This window comes from Parvibaculum sp. (assembly GCF_039973015.1).
Lineage (GTDB): Bacteria > Pseudomonadota > Alphaproteobacteria > Parvibaculales > Parvibaculaceae > Parvibaculum.
In genome coordinates, this window is record NZ_JBDWLT010000002.1 from 319,842 (window position 1) to 337,930 (window position 18,089).

At 62.6% G+C, this 18,089-nt stretch carries 18 protein-coding genes and 1 riboswitch; of the genes, 10 read left to right on the forward strand and 8 right to left on the reverse strand.

Going from position 1 to position 18,089, the window contains the following annotated elements; genetic code table 11:
* Positions 1–81 precede the first annotated feature (81 nt).
* Positions 82–1,428 (forward strand): phosphoglucosamine mutase, encoded by a 1,347-nt coding sequence (gene glmM / locus ABJO61_RS01815; RefSeq protein ID WP_348324899.1) that lies wholly within the window; start codon positions 82–84, stop codon positions 1,426–1,428.
* A gap of 30 nt (positions 1,429–1,458) precedes the next feature.
* Positions 1,459–2,301 carry a bifunctional hydroxymethylpyrimidine kinase/phosphomethylpyrimidine kinase gene (gene thiD / locus ABJO61_RS01820; RefSeq protein ID WP_348324901.1) on the forward strand — a complete coding sequence of 281 codons (843 nt, stop codon included), beginning with the start codon at positions 1,459–1,461 and terminating at the stop codon, positions 2,299–2,301.
* Between the two features lie 3 nt (positions 2,302–2,304).
* Here thiD and ABJO61_RS01825 read toward each other — a convergent pair whose 3' ends face one another.
* Both ABJO61_RS01825 and ABJO61_RS01830 read right to left on the reverse strand, forming a co-directional pair.
* Positions 2,305–2,778: a GNAT family N-acetyltransferase gene (locus tag ABJO61_RS01825; protein ID WP_348324903.1), complete on the reverse strand. Its 474-nt coding sequence runs from the start codon at positions 2,776–2,778 to the stop codon at positions 2,305–2,307.
* Between the two features lie 76 nt (positions 2,779–2,854).
* Positions 2,855–4,285, reverse strand: a complete 1,431-nt coding sequence (locus ABJO61_RS01830; protein ID WP_348324905.1) for a PLP-dependent aminotransferase family protein — start codon at positions 4,283–4,285, stop codon at positions 2,855–2,857.
* A 144-nt stretch (positions 4,286–4,429) separates the two neighbouring features.
* Between ABJO61_RS01830 and ABJO61_RS01835 the strand changes: the two genes are divergently transcribed.
* Both ABJO61_RS01835 and ABJO61_RS01840 read left to right on the forward strand, forming a co-directional pair.
* On the forward strand, positions 4,430–5,221 hold the full coding sequence (locus ABJO61_RS01835; RefSeq protein WP_348324907.1) for a PhzF family phenazine biosynthesis protein: 792 nt from the start codon (positions 4,430–4,432) through the stop codon (positions 5,219–5,221).
* Positions 5,222–5,244: 23 nt separating this feature from the next.
* Complete coding sequence (locus ABJO61_RS01840; RefSeq protein ID WP_348324909.1) at positions 5,245–5,838, forward strand: LysE family translocator; 594 nt, start codon at positions 5,245–5,247, stop codon at positions 5,836–5,838.
* Here the strand turns inward: ABJO61_RS01840 and ABJO61_RS01845 are convergent.
* Positions 5,801–6,712, reverse strand: a complete 912-nt coding sequence (locus ABJO61_RS01845) for a DMT family transporter (RefSeq protein ID WP_348324911.1) — start codon at positions 6,710–6,712, stop codon at positions 5,801–5,803. The two genes, ABJO61_RS01840 and ABJO61_RS01845, sit on opposite strands and share 38 nt — an antisense overlap.
* Before the next feature lie 203 nt (positions 6,713–6,915).
* Between ABJO61_RS01845 and ABJO61_RS01850 the strand changes: the two genes are divergently transcribed.
* The 3 genes from ABJO61_RS01850 (at position 6,916) to ABJO61_RS01860 (ending at position 10,387) form a co-directional block, all read left to right on the forward strand.
* Entirely contained in the window at positions 6,916–8,091 is a 1,176-nt protein-coding gene (locus ABJO61_RS01850; protein ID WP_348324913.1) for a phosphoserine transaminase, read from the forward strand.
* 81 nt (positions 8,092–8,172) lie between these two features.
* On the forward strand, positions 8,173–9,750 hold the full coding sequence (gene serA / locus ABJO61_RS01855; protein ID WP_348324915.1) for a phosphoglycerate dehydrogenase: 1,578 nt from the start codon (positions 8,173–8,175) through the stop codon (positions 9,748–9,750).
* A 157-nt stretch (positions 9,751–9,907) separates the two neighbouring features.
* Entirely contained in the window at positions 9,908–10,387 is a 480-nt protein-coding gene (locus tag ABJO61_RS01860) for a PAS domain-containing protein (protein ID WP_348324977.1), read from the forward strand.
* Here the strand turns inward: ABJO61_RS01860 and ABJO61_RS01865 are convergent.
* From ABJO61_RS01865 to ABJO61_RS01875, 3 genes are read right to left on the reverse strand one after another with little or no spacing between them, the layout of a single operon-like run.
* Positions 10,384–10,968 (reverse strand): hypothetical protein, encoded by a 585-nt coding sequence (locus tag ABJO61_RS01865; protein ID WP_348324917.1) that lies wholly within the window; start codon positions 10,966–10,968, stop codon positions 10,384–10,386. The genes ABJO61_RS01860 and ABJO61_RS01865 overlap by 4 nt on opposite strands.
* Before the next feature lie 47 nt (positions 10,969–11,015).
* A complete protein-coding gene (locus ABJO61_RS01870) occupies positions 11,016–11,405 on the reverse strand; it encodes an OsmC family protein (protein ID WP_348324919.1) in 390 nt (129 codons plus the stop codon).
* 25 nt (positions 11,406–11,430) lie between these two features.
* Positions 11,431–12,348, reverse strand: coding sequence for a pirin family protein (locus ABJO61_RS01875; protein WP_348324921.1), 918 nt, complete (start codon positions 12,346–12,348; stop codon positions 11,431–11,433).
* Positions 12,349–12,542: 194 nt separating this feature from the next.
* Here ABJO61_RS01875 and ABJO61_RS01880 point away from each other — a divergent pair, with 194 nt between their 5' ends.
* Positions 12,543–13,835 carry an adenylosuccinate synthase gene (locus ABJO61_RS01880; protein ID WP_348324923.1) on the forward strand — a complete coding sequence of 431 codons (1,293 nt, stop codon included), beginning with the start codon at positions 12,543–12,545 and terminating at the stop codon, positions 13,833–13,835.
* A 69-nt stretch (positions 13,836–13,904) separates the two neighbouring features.
* On the opposite strand, the gene ABJO61_RS01885 is transcribed toward ABJO61_RS01880, so the two are convergent.
* Together ABJO61_RS01885 and ABJO61_RS01890 are read right to left on the reverse strand one after the other, a co-directional pair.
* A complete protein-coding gene (locus ABJO61_RS01885; RefSeq protein ID WP_348324924.1) occupies positions 13,905–14,309 on the reverse strand; it encodes an MAPEG family protein in 405 nt (134 codons plus the stop codon).
* Between the two features lie 117 nt (positions 14,310–14,426).
* Positions 14,427–14,843: an MAPEG family protein gene (locus ABJO61_RS01890; RefSeq protein ID WP_348324926.1), complete on the reverse strand. Its 417-nt coding sequence runs from the start codon at positions 14,841–14,843 to the stop codon at positions 14,427–14,429.
* 73 nt (positions 14,844–14,916) lie between these two features.
* Positions 14,917–15,028, forward strand: a riboswitch (TPP riboswitch).
* A gap of 74 nt (positions 15,029–15,102) precedes the next feature.
* On the opposite strand from ABJO61_RS01890, the gene thiC reads away from it, so the two are divergent.
* Entirely contained in the window at positions 15,103–16,974 is a 1,872-nt protein-coding gene (gene thiC / locus ABJO61_RS01895) for a phosphomethylpyrimidine synthase ThiC (protein ID WP_348324979.1), read from the forward strand.
* Positions 16,975–17,099: 125 nt separating this feature from the next.
* Positions 17,100–18,089 (forward strand): IS30 family transposase (locus ABJO61_RS01900; RefSeq protein ID WP_348330639.1); only part of this gene is annotated, 990 nt, incomplete at its 3' end.

An 18,089-nucleotide genomic window follows, 5' to 3' on the forward strand; every position in this document is an offset into this window, starting at 1 on the left:
CGTACATGCCGGGGCCGTGGGGGCATTTGGCAGGTTGCGGTGAAGCACAGACCTAGACAGGGCGCGAGGACCGTTCAATTCATGGGCCGCAAATATTTTGGCACCGATGGAATCCGGGGCACTGCCAATGCCGGATACATGACCGCGGAAACCGCACTGCGCGTCGGCATGGCCGCTGGCCGCGTTTTCCGTCGTGGCGAGCATCGCCATCGTGTGGTGATCGGCAAGGATACGCGCCTCTCCGGCTATATGCTGGAGCCCGCGCTCACCGCCGGCTTTACGTCCATGGGCATGGATGTCTTTCTGTTCGGCCCGTTGCCGACGCCCGCCGTCGCCATGCTGACGCGCTCGCTGCGGGCCGATCTCGGCGTGATGATTTCCGCCTCGCATAATTCCTTCCAGGACAATGGCATCAAGCTGTTCGGTCCCGATGGTTTCAAGCTGTCGGATGAGGTGGAACTTGCCATCGAGCACCACATGGATAATGGCCTTGCCGATAATCTGGCCGGGCCGCGTGAGCTTGGCCGCGCGAAACGCATCGACGATGCGCAGGCGCGCTACATCGAACATGTGAAGCACACGCTGCCCAAGCAGCAGACGCTCGAAGGTTTGCGGATCGTGATCGACTGCGCGAATGGCGCTGCCTACAAGGTCGCGCCCGCCGTGCTCTGGGAACTCGGCGCCGAAGTGGTGACCGTCGGCGCGAGCCCGGATGGTTTCAATATCAACGACGAATGCGGCTCGACCTCGCCGGAGCGCATGTGCGCCACGGTGCGCGAGCGCCGCGCCGATATCGGTATCGCGCTGGACGGGGATGCCGACCGCGTCATCATCGCGGATGAACGCGGCAAGGTTGTCGATGGCGATCAGATCATGGGTCTCATCGCGCGTCACTGGAAGGATATGGGCACATTGTCGGCGCCGGGTGTCGTTGCGACCGTCATGTCCAATCTCGGTCTCGAGCGTTATCTGAAGTCGCTCGATCTCGACCTCATTCGGACGCAGGTCGGCGACCGCTATGTCGTCGAACATATGCGCCAGCACGGCTTCAATGTCGGCGGCGAGCAATCCGGCCATATCGTGCTCAAGGATTTCTCGACCACGGGCGACGGCCTCATTGCTGCGTTGCAGGTGCTTTCCGTCATGAAGGCGAGCGACAAGCCGGTCAGCGAGCTCACCCATGTCTTCGACCCGCTGCCGCAGCTCCTCAAGAATGTGCGCTTCAGGAAGGGAGAGCCCCTGAAGGACAAGGACGTTCAGGAAGCAATCCGCGAGGGCGAGAACAGGCTCGGCGCGGGCGGCCGTCTCGTCATCCGCAAGTCCGGCACGGAGCCGCTCATTCGCGTCATGGCGGAAGGCGATGACGAGAAGCTCGTTGCTGCCGTCGTCAACGACATCGCCGCCGTAATCGAGCATAATGCCGCCTGATTTACGGCAGCATTTTCGCGGATCAAATCAATGACATCTCTTCCCCAGGGCCGCGTGCTCATCGTGGCGGGCTCGGATTCGGGCGGCGGCGCGGGCATCCAGGCCGACATCAAGGCCGTCACCGCGATGGGCGGTTTTGCCATGACAGCCGTCACCGCGATCACCGTGCAGAATACGCTCGGCGTCACCGGCATTCACGAAGTGCCGCTCGACGTCGTTGTCGGGCAGATGCGTGCGGTGCTTGAGGATATCGGTGCGGACGTCATCAAGACGGGCATGCTTCACAATGCGGACATCGTGGAGGCAGTGGCGGAGGAACTTTCACGCGGCGAGGAAAGTCCGGTTCTCGTTGTCGACCCGGTCATGATTGCGAAGGGCGGCGCGTCATTGCTGGAAGATTCAGCCGTGGCTGCAATCCGCGAGGTGCTGATCCCGCTTGCGACGCTTGTCACGCCCAATGTGCCGGAGGCGGAAGTGCTCACCGGCCGCAAGATCGTGGATGTGGAGGGGCAGAAGGCGGCGGCCGATGCGCTTCTCGGTCTCGGCGCCGAAGCCGTTCTCGTGAAGGGCGGGCATCTCTCCGGCGATCTCATTTTCGACGTGCTGGCGACGCAGGAGACGATCCAGATATTCTCCTCGCCCCGCATCGACACGCGCCATACGCATGGCACGGGTTGCACGCTCGCCTCTGCCATTGCGGGCCTTCTCGCGCAGGGGGTGGAGCTTACTGCCGCCGTTGCCGCGGCCCGCGACTATGTGCATGAGGCGATCCGCACGGCGCCGGGTTTTGGAAAGGGCTACGGCCCGCTCAACTTCCTCGCCGCAGTCAATGACGACGGGAATGACGAGACCGGCGATGAGGACGACGATTGAACCTCAGATCTTGCGCTGCATCAGCGGCAGCTTCCGTCCCGGCACGGAACCGGAAGGCGCTTCCCCGCAGACGCTGAAACCTTCGCGTTCGTAGAAGTCTGTCGCGTTCGGATCTGCTTCCACCGTCACCCGGTGAACGCCGTGGCGGCGTGCATGGTCGAGCATATCGAGCATCAGCCGGTGGCCGATGCCGGTGCCGATGTAACGTGGCGCGACAAAGAATTCCTCCACATCTGCCGCGCCGTCGTGATAGCGCGTTGCGGAAAAGCCTGCGATCTCGCGTCCCGCCTGCGCCACGCGCATGCGAAAGCGCGCGATTTTCTCCGGCGTCACTTTCAATTCGTCGCGGCAAAGATTCATGAAGTCGTCGTCATAGCCCCAATGGGCCTTCGACTCCTGCGCAAGTGCGGAAAGCGTCTCGCATTCGTCGGGCAAAACGGGACGTATGAGCAGCGGCTGGTGTGTCCGTGCGGTCATGGCGGCCTCCTTGCAGCAAGCCTAGCAACGCGATGCGTCGACCGGAAGACAGCGGCCTTCTAAATCTTCAGCAGGCTCACGCAGGTTCCACGATCCCGATATGGGATTCGCTGAGCAGCGACGTCACGACGGCAAGGCCACGCGCAAGTTCGTCGCGCGTTTGTGGCTGGCCGATGGCGAGCCGCACGTGACGCGAGGCGCGATCCGCGCGCCCGACCATGAAATCCTCGCCCGCGGCAATGGCGACGCCGCGTGTTCGTGCGGCTTCCACGAAACCGTGCGCGCGCCATGTGTCGGGCAGTTCCACCCAGGCATAAAGCGCAGCCGGGTGAGCGGTAACGCGTTCGGTGCCGAGCGCCTTTGCCGTCATTTCGTGACGTGCCGCCATCTCGCTGCGAATGCGCTCGCACAATGTGGCGGCATCGCCTGTTTCGATGAGCCGGCTGGCGAGTTCCGCCATGAGCGGCGGCACGGTCTGGCCGAAGCCGTTCTGGATGGCGCGTGCGCGCTCCAGCAAGCGCGATGGCGGAATGAGAAAGCCGATGCGCAGGCCGCATCCGACCGATTTTGCGAGGCTGGTCGCATACCAGGTGTGGTCCGGTGCGAATTGCGCGATGGGAGAAGGGCGATCGGTGGCGAGTACGCCGTAAATATCGTCCTCGATGATCGAAACATCATGCGCAATCGCAAGTTCCGCGATCTTGCGCCGCCGTCCCTCACTCATGATAGCGCCTGTCGGGTTCTGCAATGTCGGCACAATGAAGATGGCCGCTGGCTTCTGCTCGCGAAGCGCACGTTCAAGCGCCTGCGGTATCATGCCTTCTTCGTCGATATCCACGGGGGCGACGCGGCGGCCCATCTGTCCTGCCTGCTGCACCATCGCATGATAGGTGAGCTCCTCGGTGAGGATCAGGTCGCCCGGTTCCGTCGCCGCGAGGATCGATGTGAGGATCGCCTGTTGCGTGCCTGAGCAGATCAGAATGCCGCCGGGCTGCGGTGTGAAATCATCGAAGGAAAGCCAATGTGCCGCGGCGCGCCGATGCTGCTCTTCGCCGCCCGGCACGAGATAGGTGTTGAAGGGGGAGGGGGCGTCCCGGCCGGGCAGTTCCGCAAGCAGCGCCGCCATTGCCGCGCCTGCAATCTCCGTCTGCCCGACCGGCGGGGCGAGGGCTGCCTTCATTGCCGCTTCCGTTGCTTCCGGCATGGTCAGGAAGGCGGCGGAGCCGACACCCGTTCCCGTCTGTGCGGCGGAGCCGAGACCAAGCACATAGGTGCCGCGCCCCACCTCGCCGGAGACCTCTCCCCGGCTTGCCGCCAATGCATAGGCGCGTGACACGGTGCCGACGGTGACGCCAAGCTCATGGGCGAGGTCGCGTAGCGGTGGCAGCCGCGTACCGGGAGCGACGGTTCCTGCGCGGATCGCATCGCGCAACTGGTCGGCGATGGCGCGGTAGCGCGGGCCTGGCCGGGCGGCAACGTTTCGCAGGTCGAAGATTGAAATTGTCATGGTAACAATAAACTCATTGAATCCATTTCTGGAGTCAATCATGTTCCTGTTTCGGTGACAATCAGTGTTTTTAGCTGATTTCAACAGTCATTCACTCAATATTGTATTGATACAATATGGTGATTGAGGAAACGGAGCGGAACGATGAAAGCGGTTCTCTATCAGGTCGACGCCTTCGCGGATCGTGTCTTCGAGGGCAATCCGGCGGCCATCGTGCCGCTCGACGTCTGGCCTTCCGTGGAGGTCATGCAGGCCATCGCCGCAGAGAACAATCTCGCGGAGACGGCCTTCCTGGCGCCCGAAGGAGAGGCGTACCGCCTGCGCTGGTTCACGCCCACGGTCGAGGTCGATCTTTGCGGCCATGCGACGCTCGCCTCGGCTCATGTCCTTTTCGCGCATCTTGGATATTCGGAGCCGGAAATCCGTTTTGAAACGCGCAGCGGAACGCTTGTCGTCAGCCGCGAGGGCGACAAGCTGTCGATGGACTTCCCGGCGGCGAAGCCGAAGCCTTACCCTGCGCCGGAAGCGATTGCCGAAGCGCTCGGCGCGAAGCCGCTCGTCTGGGCGAAGACCTCGAACCTGATGGCGGTTTTCGACAGGGCAGAAGAAGTGGTGGCGCTGAAGCCCGACTTTCCGGCGCTTGGCAAGCTGCTTGAACCGCTCAATGCCGGGCTTGTCGCGACGGCGCCGGGCGAGGATGGCATCGATTTCGTTTCGCGCTTCTTTGCGCCTGCGCACGGGATCGACGAAGACCCGGTAACGGGCTCTGCGCATTGCACCAGCGTTCCCTATTGGGCGAAGAAGCTCGGCAAGAGCGATCTCGTTGCGCGCCAGGTCTCGAAACGTGGCGGCACACTCTGGTGCAGCGATGCAGGCGAGCGCGTGATCCTGCGCGGGCGTTGTGCGGATTTCATGAAGGCCGAAATTTCCTTCTAGTCTTCTTTCATGGCGGTGCAGTCATGTCACTCGAAGCACTCACTCTCGGTGCGTTTTTTATTGCGACCATGAGCTTTACGCCCGGTCCGGCCAATCTCAGTCTTCTGTCCATCGGCGCGTCGGTGGGGTTGTCGCGTGCGCTGCCCTATCTCGTCGGGGTTTGGACGGGCGGGCTTGCCGTTGTCGCGGCGGGCGCGCTGGGACTGGGCGCGCTCTTTGTCGCGCTGCCAACCCTTTTTCTCACGCTGAAATTTGTCGGTTTTGCCTATATCTGCTGGCTTGCATGGAAGCTGGTCCGGGCGGGCTTCGGCGGGTCTGTGCTCGACATCGCGCCCTCCTTCTGGGCAGGCGTGGCGCTTCACCCGGTGAATCCGAAGGCCTATGTCCAGGTTGTCATGGTCTTTTCGGTCTTCGTTGCGCCGGACAGCCCTTATGCGCCACAGGCCATCATTCTCGCTGCGCTCTGCATCGCCACCATGATGATGGCGACGTCTCTCTGGGGGCTTGGCGGCGATGCGATCCGTCTCTTCGTGCGCGATCCGCGTGTCATGCGGTTCGTTGCCGTGGCGGCCTCCCTCTTCATGGTCGCAAGCGTGGGTGCCGCGCTTGTTCTCTGACCTTGCGGTGCCACTCACTCACTGCAATGCCCGCCAGAATGAGTGCAAGCCCCATCAGTACACGGAGCTTCAATTCCTCATCGAAAATGAGGAAGCCCGCCACAGCCGCAAAGACAGGCACCAGATAGTTGGTCAGCGAAACAAAAGTCGCGCCCGCCTTGTCCACCAGCCGGAAGAAGACGAGGGCGGCAAGCCCGGTCGAGAAGATGCCGAGCCCGGCAATGCCGAGCAGCGAGGCGGTGCTCGCCTCTCCGAGAGACAGGGGCGATGTGACCGCGCTGGCAAGGGCCGTGCCTGCGAGGGCACCCGCCAGCATGACGCCGGAGGACTTCACGAGTAGCGGCATCTCCGGCGCGCGCCGCGCCATGACGTTGTTGCAGGCGAAAAAGAAGGCGCCAGCGAGTATGGCGAACTGGCCGAACAGTCTTTCGCCGCCCGCCGTCAGGTCGGTGAGGGCGCGCGGGCCGAGCACGATAACAAGGCCTGTAAAGCCGATGACGAAACCTGCGGCGCGCAGCGGCGTGATGCGCTCGTCCTCGATAAGAAAATGCGCCAGCACGAGCGTTGCAAGCGGCGTAAAGCCGATCAGGATGCCAGCCAGCGCCGAGGGCACATATTGCTGCCCCCAGCTTATCGCGAAGAAGGGGGCGATATTGCCGACAAGCGCGAGCGCCGCGAGCCAGCCCCATTCTCCGCCCGCGCGCGGAAACCTCACGCCCGCCCATAGAGCGAGCGGAAGCAGCAGGAAAGCGCCGGCGGTGAGCCGTCCGGCCATGGTCCATTCCGGCGCCACGGTGGCAACGGCGATCTTCGCGAAGGCGAAGGCCGAGCCCCAGAGGGCAACGAGGATGGCCAGCATGAGCCAGCGTGACATTGAGGGCGGCAAAGGCGATTCCCGGCGGGTTTTTTTGCGGATTACGTCCTACCACACTCAATGCCGCGGAATACTGCGGGTTCCATGCAATGCGCCTTTCAGCCACAGGGCTGTCATTTGACTTGGGTCCGGCACCGGCATATACGCAGCGGCGGGACACCCCTCCCCACCGAGGGGCAGCTATCTGAAAGGATAGGTTGCAAATGACCGCTACCGAGCGTCCGGACGTGCGTCCGGCCAATCCGCACTTCTCTTCCGGCCCCTGCGCCAAGCGCCCCGGCTGGACCATCACAAATCTCGAAAATGCCCTTGTGGGCCGCAGCCATCGCTCCAGGCCGGGCAAGGTGCGCCTCGCCGACGCCATTGAAAAGACCCGCAGCGTACTCGGCGTGCCCGCCGATTACCGCATCGGCATCGTGCCCGCCTCCGACACGGGCGCCGTTGAAATGGCGCTCTGGTCGATGCTCGGCGCGCGCGGCGTCGACATGCTCGCCTGGGAAAGCTTCGGCGAAGGCTGGGTCACGGATGTCGTGAAACAGCTCAAGCTCAAGGATGCCCGCATCCTGAAAGCGCCCTATGGCGAACTTCCCGATCTTGCCGATGTGAATTTCGACAATGACGTCGTCTTTACCTGGAACGGAACGACTTCCGGCGTCCGTGTGCCGAATGGCGAGTGGATCCCGGACGACCGTCAGGGCCTCACGATCTGCGATGCGACCTCGGCTGCTTTCGCGCAGGATCTCGCATGGGCAAAGCTCGATGTCGTGACCTTCTCCTGGCAGAAGGCGCTGGGCGGCGAAGCCGCGCATGGCGTGCTGATCCTTTCTCCGCGCGCCGTCGAACGCCTTGAGAGCTACACGCCCGCATGGCCGCTGCCGAAGATCTTCCGCATGACCAAGGGCGGCAAGCTCATTGAAGGCATCTTCAAGGGAGAGACGATCAACACGCCGTCCATGATCTGCGTCGAGGATTATCTCGATGCCCTCAACTGGGCAGACTCGATCGGTGGTCTCAAGTCGCTGATCGGCCGCGCCGATGCGAACACCGCCGTCATCGCCGAATGGGTCGGACGCACCCCCTGGGCCGATTTCCTCGCGAAGGAAATCGATACCCGGTCCAACACCTCCGTCTGCCTCAAGATCGTCGATGAGCGCGTCACCGCTCTCTCCGATGACGAGCAGGTCGCCTTCGCCAAGAAGATCGCCGATCTTCTCGACAAGGAAGGTGTGGCGAACGACATCGCGGGTTATCGCGACGCTCCAGCCGGCCTTCGCATCTGGGCGGGCGCAACGGTCGAAACGACCGATATGCGTGCGCTGATGCCCTGGCTCGACTGGGCCTTTGCGGAAGCCATCGCCTCGCTCAAGGCAGCGGCGTAAGTCATTTCATTCGTTTTCGGTCCTGATCCGGCGGGCATCGCGCCCCGCCGGGAAAGGCGCCTATCCAACCAGGAGGCATGAATGCCCAAGGTTCTGATTTCCGACAAGCTGTCCCCCGCCGCCGTGCAGATCTTCAAGGATCGCGGTATCGATGTGGACGTGAAGACCGGTCTCGACCGGGACGAACTCATCAAGATCATCGGCGAGTATGACGGTCTTGCCATTCGCTCGGCCACGAAGGTGACGCCGCCCGTTCTCGAAGCGGCGAAAAACCTCAAGGTTGTCGGCCGCGCCGGCATCGGCGTCGATAATGTCGATCTCCCGGCCGCGACCGCAGCCGGCGTCATCGTCATGAATACGCCTTTCGGCAACTCGATCACCACTGCCGAACACGCCATCGCCATGATGCTTTCGCTCGCCCGCGACATCCCGCAGGCGAATGCTTCCACTCATGCAGGCAAGTGGGAGAAGTCGAAGTTCATGGGTGTCGAAGTCACCGGCAAGGTGCTTGGCGTCATTGGCTGCGGCAATATCGGCTCCATCGTCGCCGATCGCGGCATCGGCCTTCGCATGAAGGTCATTGCTTTCGATCCGTTCCTCACGCCCGAGCGCGCGCAGGATATCGGCGTGGAAAAGGTCGAGCTTGACGAGCTTCTCAAGCGCGCCGATTTCATCACGCTGCACACGCCGCTTACCGACAAGACCCGCAACATCCTCAATGCGGAAAACATCGCCAAGTGCAAGAAGGGCGTCCGTATCGTCAATTGCGCGCGTGGCGGTCTGATCGTCGAAGCCGACCTGAAGGCGGCTATCGAGTCCGGGCATGTTGCAGGTGCCGCACTCGACGTGTTCGAGGAAGAGCCCGCGAAGGAAAATGCACTCTTCGGCATGGAGCAGGTCATCTGCACGCCGCATCTCGGCGCGTCGACCTCCGAGGCGCAGGAAAATGTCGCGCTTCAGGTTGCCGAACAGATGGCGGACTATCTTCTGAACGGCGCGATCACGAACTCGATCAACGTGCCTGCCGTTTCGGCGGAAGAAGCGCCGAAGCTCACGCCGTTTCTCACGCTCGCCCAGCAGCTTGGTTCCTTTGCGGGCCAGCTCACCGAGAGCGGCATTTCCGCTGTCACCATCGAATTCGCAGGCGATGTCGCGGAGATGAATACGCGTGTCCTCACCAATGCCGCGCTTACGGGCCTGCTCAAGCCGCAGCTCGAAGACGTGAACATGGTTTCCGCGCCCGTCATCGCCAAGGAACGCAACATCGACGTATCCGAGGTAAAGCGCGAGCAGAAGGGTGCCTACGAAACCTATATCCGCATCACCGTGAAAACGGAAAACCAGGAGCGTTCGGTCGCTGGTACGGTCTTCTCCGGCGGTCTGCCCCGCATCATCCAGATCAAGAGCGTGAACATGGAAGCGGCCATCGGCCCGCACATGCTCTATGTGACGAACCAGGACAAGCCGGGCTTCATCGGTGCGCTCGGCTCCACGCTCGGCAAGGCCGGCATCAACATCGCGAACTTCAACCTCGGCCGCGAGGCGGCCGGTGGCGATGCGATCTGCCTCATCGAGGTCGATGCCGATGTGCCTGCCGGTACGATCGCCGAGATTCAGGCCCTGCCGCATGTCGTGCAGGTGAAGGAGCTCAGCTTCTGATTGCTCCGCATACGGCGCTGTTACACGGCGGGCCTCCGGGCCCGCCGTTTTATTTTGTGTGATCATACTTCGTGCTACAGTTCCGGCGGGTTGATGCCGCGATTTTGCATGTATTTCGCGGAGTTTTGTGTGTGCGTCGGGGGGTGTTGTGGAAGGTATGTTCAGGGATGCGCGTCTGGCGCATCTTTTCGACTATTGGCGCGAGCGGCGGGGCAATCGCCCGGCGCCGGCCCGCCGCAGTATCAGGCCGATGGAGATTCCGTCGATTCTCTCCATCGTCCATCTGATCGATGTCCATGAAGATCCTCTCGCTTTTCGGCACCGCTTGATCGGTTCGGAGATCGTTGAGTCGCTCGGGCGGGACGTCACCGGCAAATGGGTCGATGAGGAAATCTATGGCGAGATGGCCGGGGAGATTTTCGATGGCCTTGCCGCCGTTGCGTGGGAGATGCGCCCTTATCGGCGGCTTTCCCGGCTCGACTGGATCGCGCGTCCCTGGCTTGCGATGGAGTCGCTCGAAATGCCGCTTCTCGACGACGACGGCAGGGTCAACATGATCCTGCGCGGCGCGAGCCATTTCACCGTCGGTGCCGACTGGGGGGTTGCGCGCCGTCTGAGCTGGCCCATGCACGTCTAGGGTTTGCGCGCGGCCTCTTCGAGCTCGGCAATCCTCTTGCGATAGGCGTCTGCATCGCCATAGGCAACGAAGCCGAGATAATGCTCATGCGCACCGGCGGCTTTCTTCGCGTGCTTGATCGGGCACCAATAGGCCTCGGTGCGGCCTGCGACTTCGCGCACATAGGCGATGAGCCCGTTCGCATAAGAGCAATAGGCGCAGTTCAGCTTTTCGAGCGGGTTCAGATAGGCAAGGTGGCCACGGTCGAAGATCATGTAGTCGCGCCGCTTCACCTTCTCTATGCCATAGGCGGGAAAGCAGACCGCTTGATAGATGCTGACGAAGATATCCAGCAACACCAGCGGAAAGATCAGCGAATAGATGACAGGGGCGGTGAGCACCACGAGGGGCCGGGCATTCAGCAGATAGCGCGTCAGCGTCGTCTGCAATTCACGATGCCGCCGCAGGACTTCCTGCTCGAACACGGCGCGTCCATGTTCGAGGCCGTAGCGAAGGGCGGCACCTTGCCGCGCGACCTCCGCCTCCAGTTCGAGCTGCAATGCCTCGATGCGGCGCGTGAGCTCGCTGATCTTCTCGGTCATTGCCGTCGTTTCCCCGATGTTCGATGCAAATGGCCGGGATCGTCAGGTCATTCAAATCTTGTGACGATGGGCGTGCCGCGCTTCAGCGTCTTCGTCACGGGCGTCTTTTCGATGATGTCGCGAATGCGCTCCATCCGCTCTTCGGAAATGTTCTCGCTGAAGGAGATCACGCGTTCGATCTTCTCGTTGCCATCGGCATCGCGCTTGAACTTGAGATCCGCCGTGATCGTTCCGAGCTCAAAGCCCTTGCGGCCGGCATACATGCGCAAGGTGGCCGAGGAGCAGGCGGCAAGCGAGGCGAGAAGCAACTCATAAGGCGCGGGCCCCTTGTCGGTGCCGTGATTGTTTTCGGGCTCGTCCGCCGTCATGCGGTGCTGGCGCGATTCCATTTCCTGGAACATGCCTGTCTTGCTGACGAGATGCAGCTCGGTCGCCATTGGACTCTCCTCGCGTTCGCAAACCCTACCGCTCGGGCAGGGGGATGGATTCCGTTTCGCCGGGCACCGCCTTGAAGCGTTTTTGCACCCAGTCTTCCTTCGCCTGCTCGATGCGGTCGCGGCTGGACGATACGAAGTTCCACCAGATGTGGCGAGGCCCTTCCAGCGCCGCGCCGCCGAGAAGCATCATCCGTGTCTTTGCTGCGGCTTTCACGGTAATCCGGTCGCCGGGGCGGAAGATCAGGAGCTGCGGTCCCTCGAAGGTCTCGCCTGCAATCTCCACCGCGCCGTCGGCGACATAGATTGCGCGCTCCTCGTAATCCGTATCGAGCGGCACACTCTTGCCTGCCTCAAGCGTCACATCGGCATAGAACCAGTCGGAAAGCGTCTTCACTGGCGAGCGTTTGCCGAACATGTCGCCCGCGATCACGCGCGCCGTCATGCCGTCATCCGTCACCACGGGCAGGCTGTCGGCGGGGTAGTGCTGGAAACCTGGATCGGTTTCCTCCAGCGCCTTCGGCAATGCGATCCAGCTCTGCATGCCCGATAGCCGTTGGCCGCTCGCGCGCCGGGCGTCGGGCGTCCGCTCCGAATGGGCGATGCCGTGTCCGGCCGTCATCAGGTTCATCGCGCCGGGCAGGATTTCGAGCGCATTGCCCTCGCTGTCGCGATGCATGATCGCGCCTTCGAAGAGATAGGTGACGGTCGACAGGCCGATATGGGGGTGGGGGCGCACATCCATGCCGATACCGGCGGGCATAGAGGCCGGGCCCATCTGGTCGAGAAAGATGAAGGGGCCGACCATCATCCTCTTCGCCTGCGGCAGCGCGCGCCGCACCTCGAAATTGCCGATGTCGCGTGCCCTCGGCACGATCGCGAATTCCAGTGCATCGCAGGATTTACGGTCGCCGGGTTCCGGTTCCTTGTCGGGCATCCAGCTCATGGTCGAACTCCGAAAGATGGTCTGGCTGGAAGGATAGCCGTTGCTGTCGCCAAAGTCCTTTCCATCGGCCTCCCGATCGGATAGACAATCTCAAAGCCCCCGGCCCAAAAGGCCAAGGGGGCTTTCGGCTTGTCTGGGGGTCCGCGCGGACGCCTCGCGCAGGCAGGCACCCACTTCCTAAGGCATTGAAACAAATGGCAAATGTGGCGGTAGTCGGCTCCCAGTGGGGAGACGAGGGCAAAGGCAAGATCGTTGACTGGCTGTCGGAACGCGCCGATGTCGTGGTGCGTTTCCAGGGCGGTCATAATGCGGGCCATACGCTCGTCATCGATGGTGTCACCTACAAGCTCTCGCTGCTGCCTTCCGGCATCGTGCGCAAGGGCAAGCTCTCGATCCTCGGCAATGGCGTCGTGCTGGACCCCTGGGCCTTTGCCAAGGAAGTGGACGAGATTGCCTCCAAGGGCGTCACGGTCACGCCCGAAAATCTCAAGATCGCGGAAAACGCCGTCCTGATCCTGCCTGTGCACCGTGAACTCGACGAGATGCGCGAAGGCTCGAACTCCGGCGTCAAGATCGGCACCACGAAGCGCGGCATCGGGCCTGCCTATGAAGACAAGGCCGGCCGGCGCGCCATCCGCGTGATCGACCTTGCCGATCCCTCGACGCTGCCCATCAAGGTCGAGGGGCTCCTCGCGCATCACAATGCGCTGCGCCGTGGCAACAATCTCGATGAACTTCAGCCCGGCCCCATCGTCGAGGCGCTGATAGAGATCGCGCCGCGCGTCCTGCCCTTCGTCGCGCCTGTCTGGAACGTGCTCGACGAAGCCAAGCGCAAGGGCCAGCGCATCCTTTTCGAGGGTGCGCAGGGCACCATGCTCGATGTCGATCACGGCACCTATCCCTTCGTCACCTCGTCGAACACGGTGGCCGGGCAGGCGGCGGGCGGCTCCGGTGTCGGTCCCGGCGCCATCGGCTATGTCCTCGGCATCACCAAGGCCTATACGACGCGTGTCGGCGAAGGCCCGTTCCCGAGCGAGCTTACCGACGAGACCGGCCAGCGGCTCGGCGAGCGCGGGCACGAGTTCGGCACCGTCACGGGCCGCAAGCGCCGCTGCGGCTGGTTCGACGCCGTCATGGTCCGACAGGCGATCAAGACCGGCGGCATCACCGGCATAGCGCTGACGAAGCTCGACGTGCTGGACGGTTTCGACGAGCTGAAAGTCTGCGTCGCCTACGAAGTCGACGGCAAGCGCCTCGACCATTTCCCGGCCGGCATGGATGCGCAGAAGAAGGTGACGCCGATCTACGAAACGCTCGAAGGCTGGCAGGACAGCACGCAGGGCGCGCGTTCATGGGCTCAGCTTCCTGCGGCCGCCGTCAAATATGTCCGCTACGTGGAAGAGCTGATCGAGGCGCCCGTCGCGCTTCTCTCCACCTCGCCCGACCGCGACGACACGATCCTGATGACGGATCCCTTCGCGGATTGAAGAAAACGCGAAACACAAAAAAAGGCGCCGGAAACTCCGGCGCCTTTTCTCGTTGAAAGAATGCGGTGGTTACATCGTCGCCTGCAGCAGCGCGATGAAGACCATCGCATAGCCGACCACGCCCGCGAACCAGCAGATGGTGCGGATGCCCGCCGCCGTGAGGCCCGCCACATAGACGATGGCGTAAAGCACACGGGCGATGATGAATATCTGCGCGCCGAGTACGCTCAGCGACGAGCTTGCACCCGCCATCACCAGCGGGATTGCGAAACAGGCATAGATCAGCAGGTTTTCGAGATGGTTCAGATAGGCGCGGCGCGCGCGGGCGCCCCATCCCGTCGTCGTTGCCGCCTGATCGCGGTTGCCGATGCCCCAGCCCATGCCCATCGCGGACACGTTTGCATTGGCCGACATGGTTATGAGAACAAAAAGAAGCAAGCCGCCCCATACGAGCGACCACATTTCCATCGACATGGGTTTCCTCCCCTATTGATTGCCACCGGCGGGAAGCTTAGGCCCGATTCGCGCCGCCTGCCACGTGGAACTTCATCCGTAGGCTGAATCGAATCGAACCCTCACTCACCGATTCGCTCATTCCATCAGCGCTGCGATAAGCGCCCGGTCGAAAAGCGGCACCATGCAAAGCACGATGCCCATTGTCGCGATCAGCCAGATCAGCGTTCTGACCCAGGCAAGCCCGATTGCATAAGCCGGGAGATAGGCGAGGCGGCCCCAGAAATAGACCTGCGCGCCGATCTCGCTCCATCCGTTCGAGCGGTCGGTGGCGTAGACGGCGAGGATCACGGCGGCGAATATGGGGAAGGTTTCGAGATAGTTGCGGAGTGCGCGTTCCGTCCGGCCCGCAAGTCCCGTGGCGGGACGATGTTCGTCCCGCGCGCCGACCGTATAGGCGTTTCCTTCCTGGCGCTTATAGGCCAGCGCCTGCGCGCCCACCTGCACAAGCCCCAGCACGGCGGCCCAGAACAGCATGGCAATTTCGACGGTCATGGGATTTCCTTCGCTGTTTTCGCCAGTCTATCCGATCTTCCCTTTACGCGCGCGAGCGCCCGAGTCACACTCGCGGCAATCCGAGGGGGGCCGGCGCAACCGGCTGAGATGATCCTGCCGCGGGATCACCACCCTTAAAACCTGATCCGGGTCATGCCGGCGAAGGGACGGGCATTGGCCGCGTAATATGGCCGCCACCTCCGCTCAATCCCGGATTTCCACATGCGCCCGTCGCGGGGCCACGCAGAGGAGATCCATGATGAATATCCAGACACCGAAGGCCGAGGCGGAACTCGCCGTCACCACCGGCCCGCTTCCTGCCAGCAGCAAGGTTTTCACGAGCCCGGAGGGCTTTCCCGATCTGAAAGTCCCCTTCCGCGAGATTGCGCTGCACGAGACGGCAATGGAGCCGCCGGTTCGCGTCTACGACACGTCGGGCCCCTATACCGATCCAGCAGCCGCCATCGACGTTGAAAAGGGTTTGCCGCGCCACCGTGAAGCCTGGATCGAGGCGCGCGGGCATACCGAGCTTTACGATGGCCGCGAGGTGAAGCCGGAAGACAATGGCAATGTCGGGAGCAAACATCTCGCGCGCGCCTTCCCGGTCGCGAACCGTCCGCGCCGGGGCCTTCCCGGCCAGCCGGTCACGCAATATGAGTTCGCCAAAGCGGGCATCGTCACCGCCGAGATGGCCTATATCGCGGAGCGCGAAAACATGGGCCGCAAGGCCGCGCTCGAAAACGCGGCCCACAAGCTTGCGGAGGGCGAGAGCTTCGGCGCCAATGTGCCGGAATTCATCACACCTGAATTCGTGCGCGACGAGGTCGCCGCGGGACGCGCCATCATCCCGGCGAACATCAACCACCCGGAGCTTGAGCCGATGATCATCGGCCGCAACTTCCTCGTGAAGATCAACGCCAATATCGGCAATTCCGCCGTCGCCTCATCCGTCGCCGAAGAAGTCGACAAGATGGTCTGGGCGATCCGCTGGGGCGCGGACAATGTCATGGACCTGTCCACGGGCCGCAACATTCACAACACGCGCGAATGGATCGTGCGCAATTCGCCCGTCCCCATCGGCACCGTACCGATCTATCAGGCGCTGGAAAAAGTCGATGGCGTTGCCGAAGACCTCACATGGGAGGTTTACCGCGACACGCTGATCGAGCAGGCGGAGCAGGGCGTCGATTATTTCACCATCCATGCGGGCGTGCGCCTCGCCTATGTCCCGCTCACCGCGAAGCGCGTGACGGGCATCGTGTCGCGCGGCGGCTCCATCATGGCGAAGTGGTGCCTCGCGCATCACAAGGAGAGTTTCCTCTACACCCACTTCGAGGAAATCTGCGACATCATGCGCCAATATGATGTGTCCTTCTCGCTGGGTGACGGGCTTCGCCCCGGCTCTATTGCCGACGCAAACGACGAAGCGCAATTCGCCGAACTGGAAACGCTGGGCGAACTCACGCAGATCGCGTGGAAGAAGGGCTGCCAGGTGATGATCGAAGGGCCGGGTCATGTGCCGATGCACAAGATCAAGGTCAACATGGACAAGCAGCTGAAGCATTGCGGCGGCGCGCCCTTCTACACGCTCGGGCCACTGACGACCGACATTGCGCCGGGTTACGACCACATCACGTCGGGCATCGGCGCCGCCATGATCGGCTGGTTCGGCTGCGCCATGCTCTGCTACGTCACGCCGAAGGAGCATCTGGGCCTGCCGGATCGCGCGGATGTGAAGGAAGGCGTCATCACCTACAAGATCGCAGCCCATGCGGCGGACCTTGCGAAGGGTCATCCCGCCGCGCAGCTTCGCGACGATGCGCTGTCACGCGCGCGTTTCGAGTTCCGCTGGGAAGACCAGTTCAACCTCGCGCTCGATCCCGAACGGGCGAAGGAGTTCCACGACCGCACGCTGCCGAAGGAAGCGCATAAGGTCGCGCATTTCTGCTCCATGTGCGGGCCGAAATTCTGCTCCATGAAGATCACGCAGGAAGTCCGCGACTACGCGGAAAGCGGCATGGCGGAAATGGCCTCCGAATTCCGCAACTCGGGAAGCGAGATTTATCTCGAAGAGGCCGACGCCGCGAACAAGGCGGCCAACAAGTCGCTTTCGGGCAAAGCGGCGGAGTAAAAAACAGGGTGTCATCCCGGGGCTTGTCCCCGGGACCCAATCCACGTTTCAGCGACATGAGACGTCCATGGATCCCCTGAGTTCACAAACGAAGTGCAACACCAGCTTGGGCTTAAGGTGTTGCGATGGGGCACAAATACAAGCAGTTCACTCTGGAAGACCGGTGCGAGATTGCCCGCCTACGTGGCGAAGGGCGCTCGATCCGGCAAATCGCTGCAGCTCTGGATCGCCAGCCGTCGTCGGTCGCCCGTGAGCTGAAGCGCAACGGCGCCGCCAAAGACACCTACAAACCGGTCTTCGCCCAGCAAAAGGCCGGGGCCCGGCGATGGACCGGTAGCAAGCTCGACCGCGACAAGGCCCTGCGCGAGGACGTGCTCCGGCACCTCGCAGGAGGATGGTCGCCCGAGCAAATCGCAGGCCGCACAAGACGCGATCCCGAGCTCCCTGCCATCAGCCACGAGACCATCTACCGCTTCGTCTATGCCCAGATCGATCGCCACAACGACTTCTCCTGGCGCCACTATCTGCCCCGCGCCAAATACAAGCGCGGGCGCAGGCCCGGCAAGGGCGGAAGCCCGGCGATGCATATGGCCCAGCGTATCTCCGTCAGCGAACGCCCCGTACAGGCCAACGACCGATCCCTCCCCGGACACTGGGAAGCCGATCTCATGGCCTTCTCCAGATACGGACAGAACATCCTCATGCTGCATGACCGCCACTCCCGCCTGCTGATCGCAAAGCGCCTCCCCGCCAAGAAGGCCGTCATCGTCGCCCGCGCCATGACCCGCATGCTCGAACCCCTGCCGGGCTCATTGCGCAAGACAGTCACCTTCGACAACGGTACCGAGTTCGCCCGCCACTACGACCTTCATGCCCTCGATCTCGACACCTACTTCTGCGATCCCCATGCCCCGTGGCAGAAGGGCGGCGTCGAAAATGCCATCGGACGCATGCGACGATTCCTGCCCCGAAAGACCGATCTCGCAGCCCTCTCCGATAGCCGCTTCAACCTCCTCCTCGCCCTCTACAACAACACGCCCCGCAAATGCCTTGACTTCCGCACCCCCGCCGAACTCTTCTCGGAGAAACTGTTGCACTTCAAATGTGAATCCACA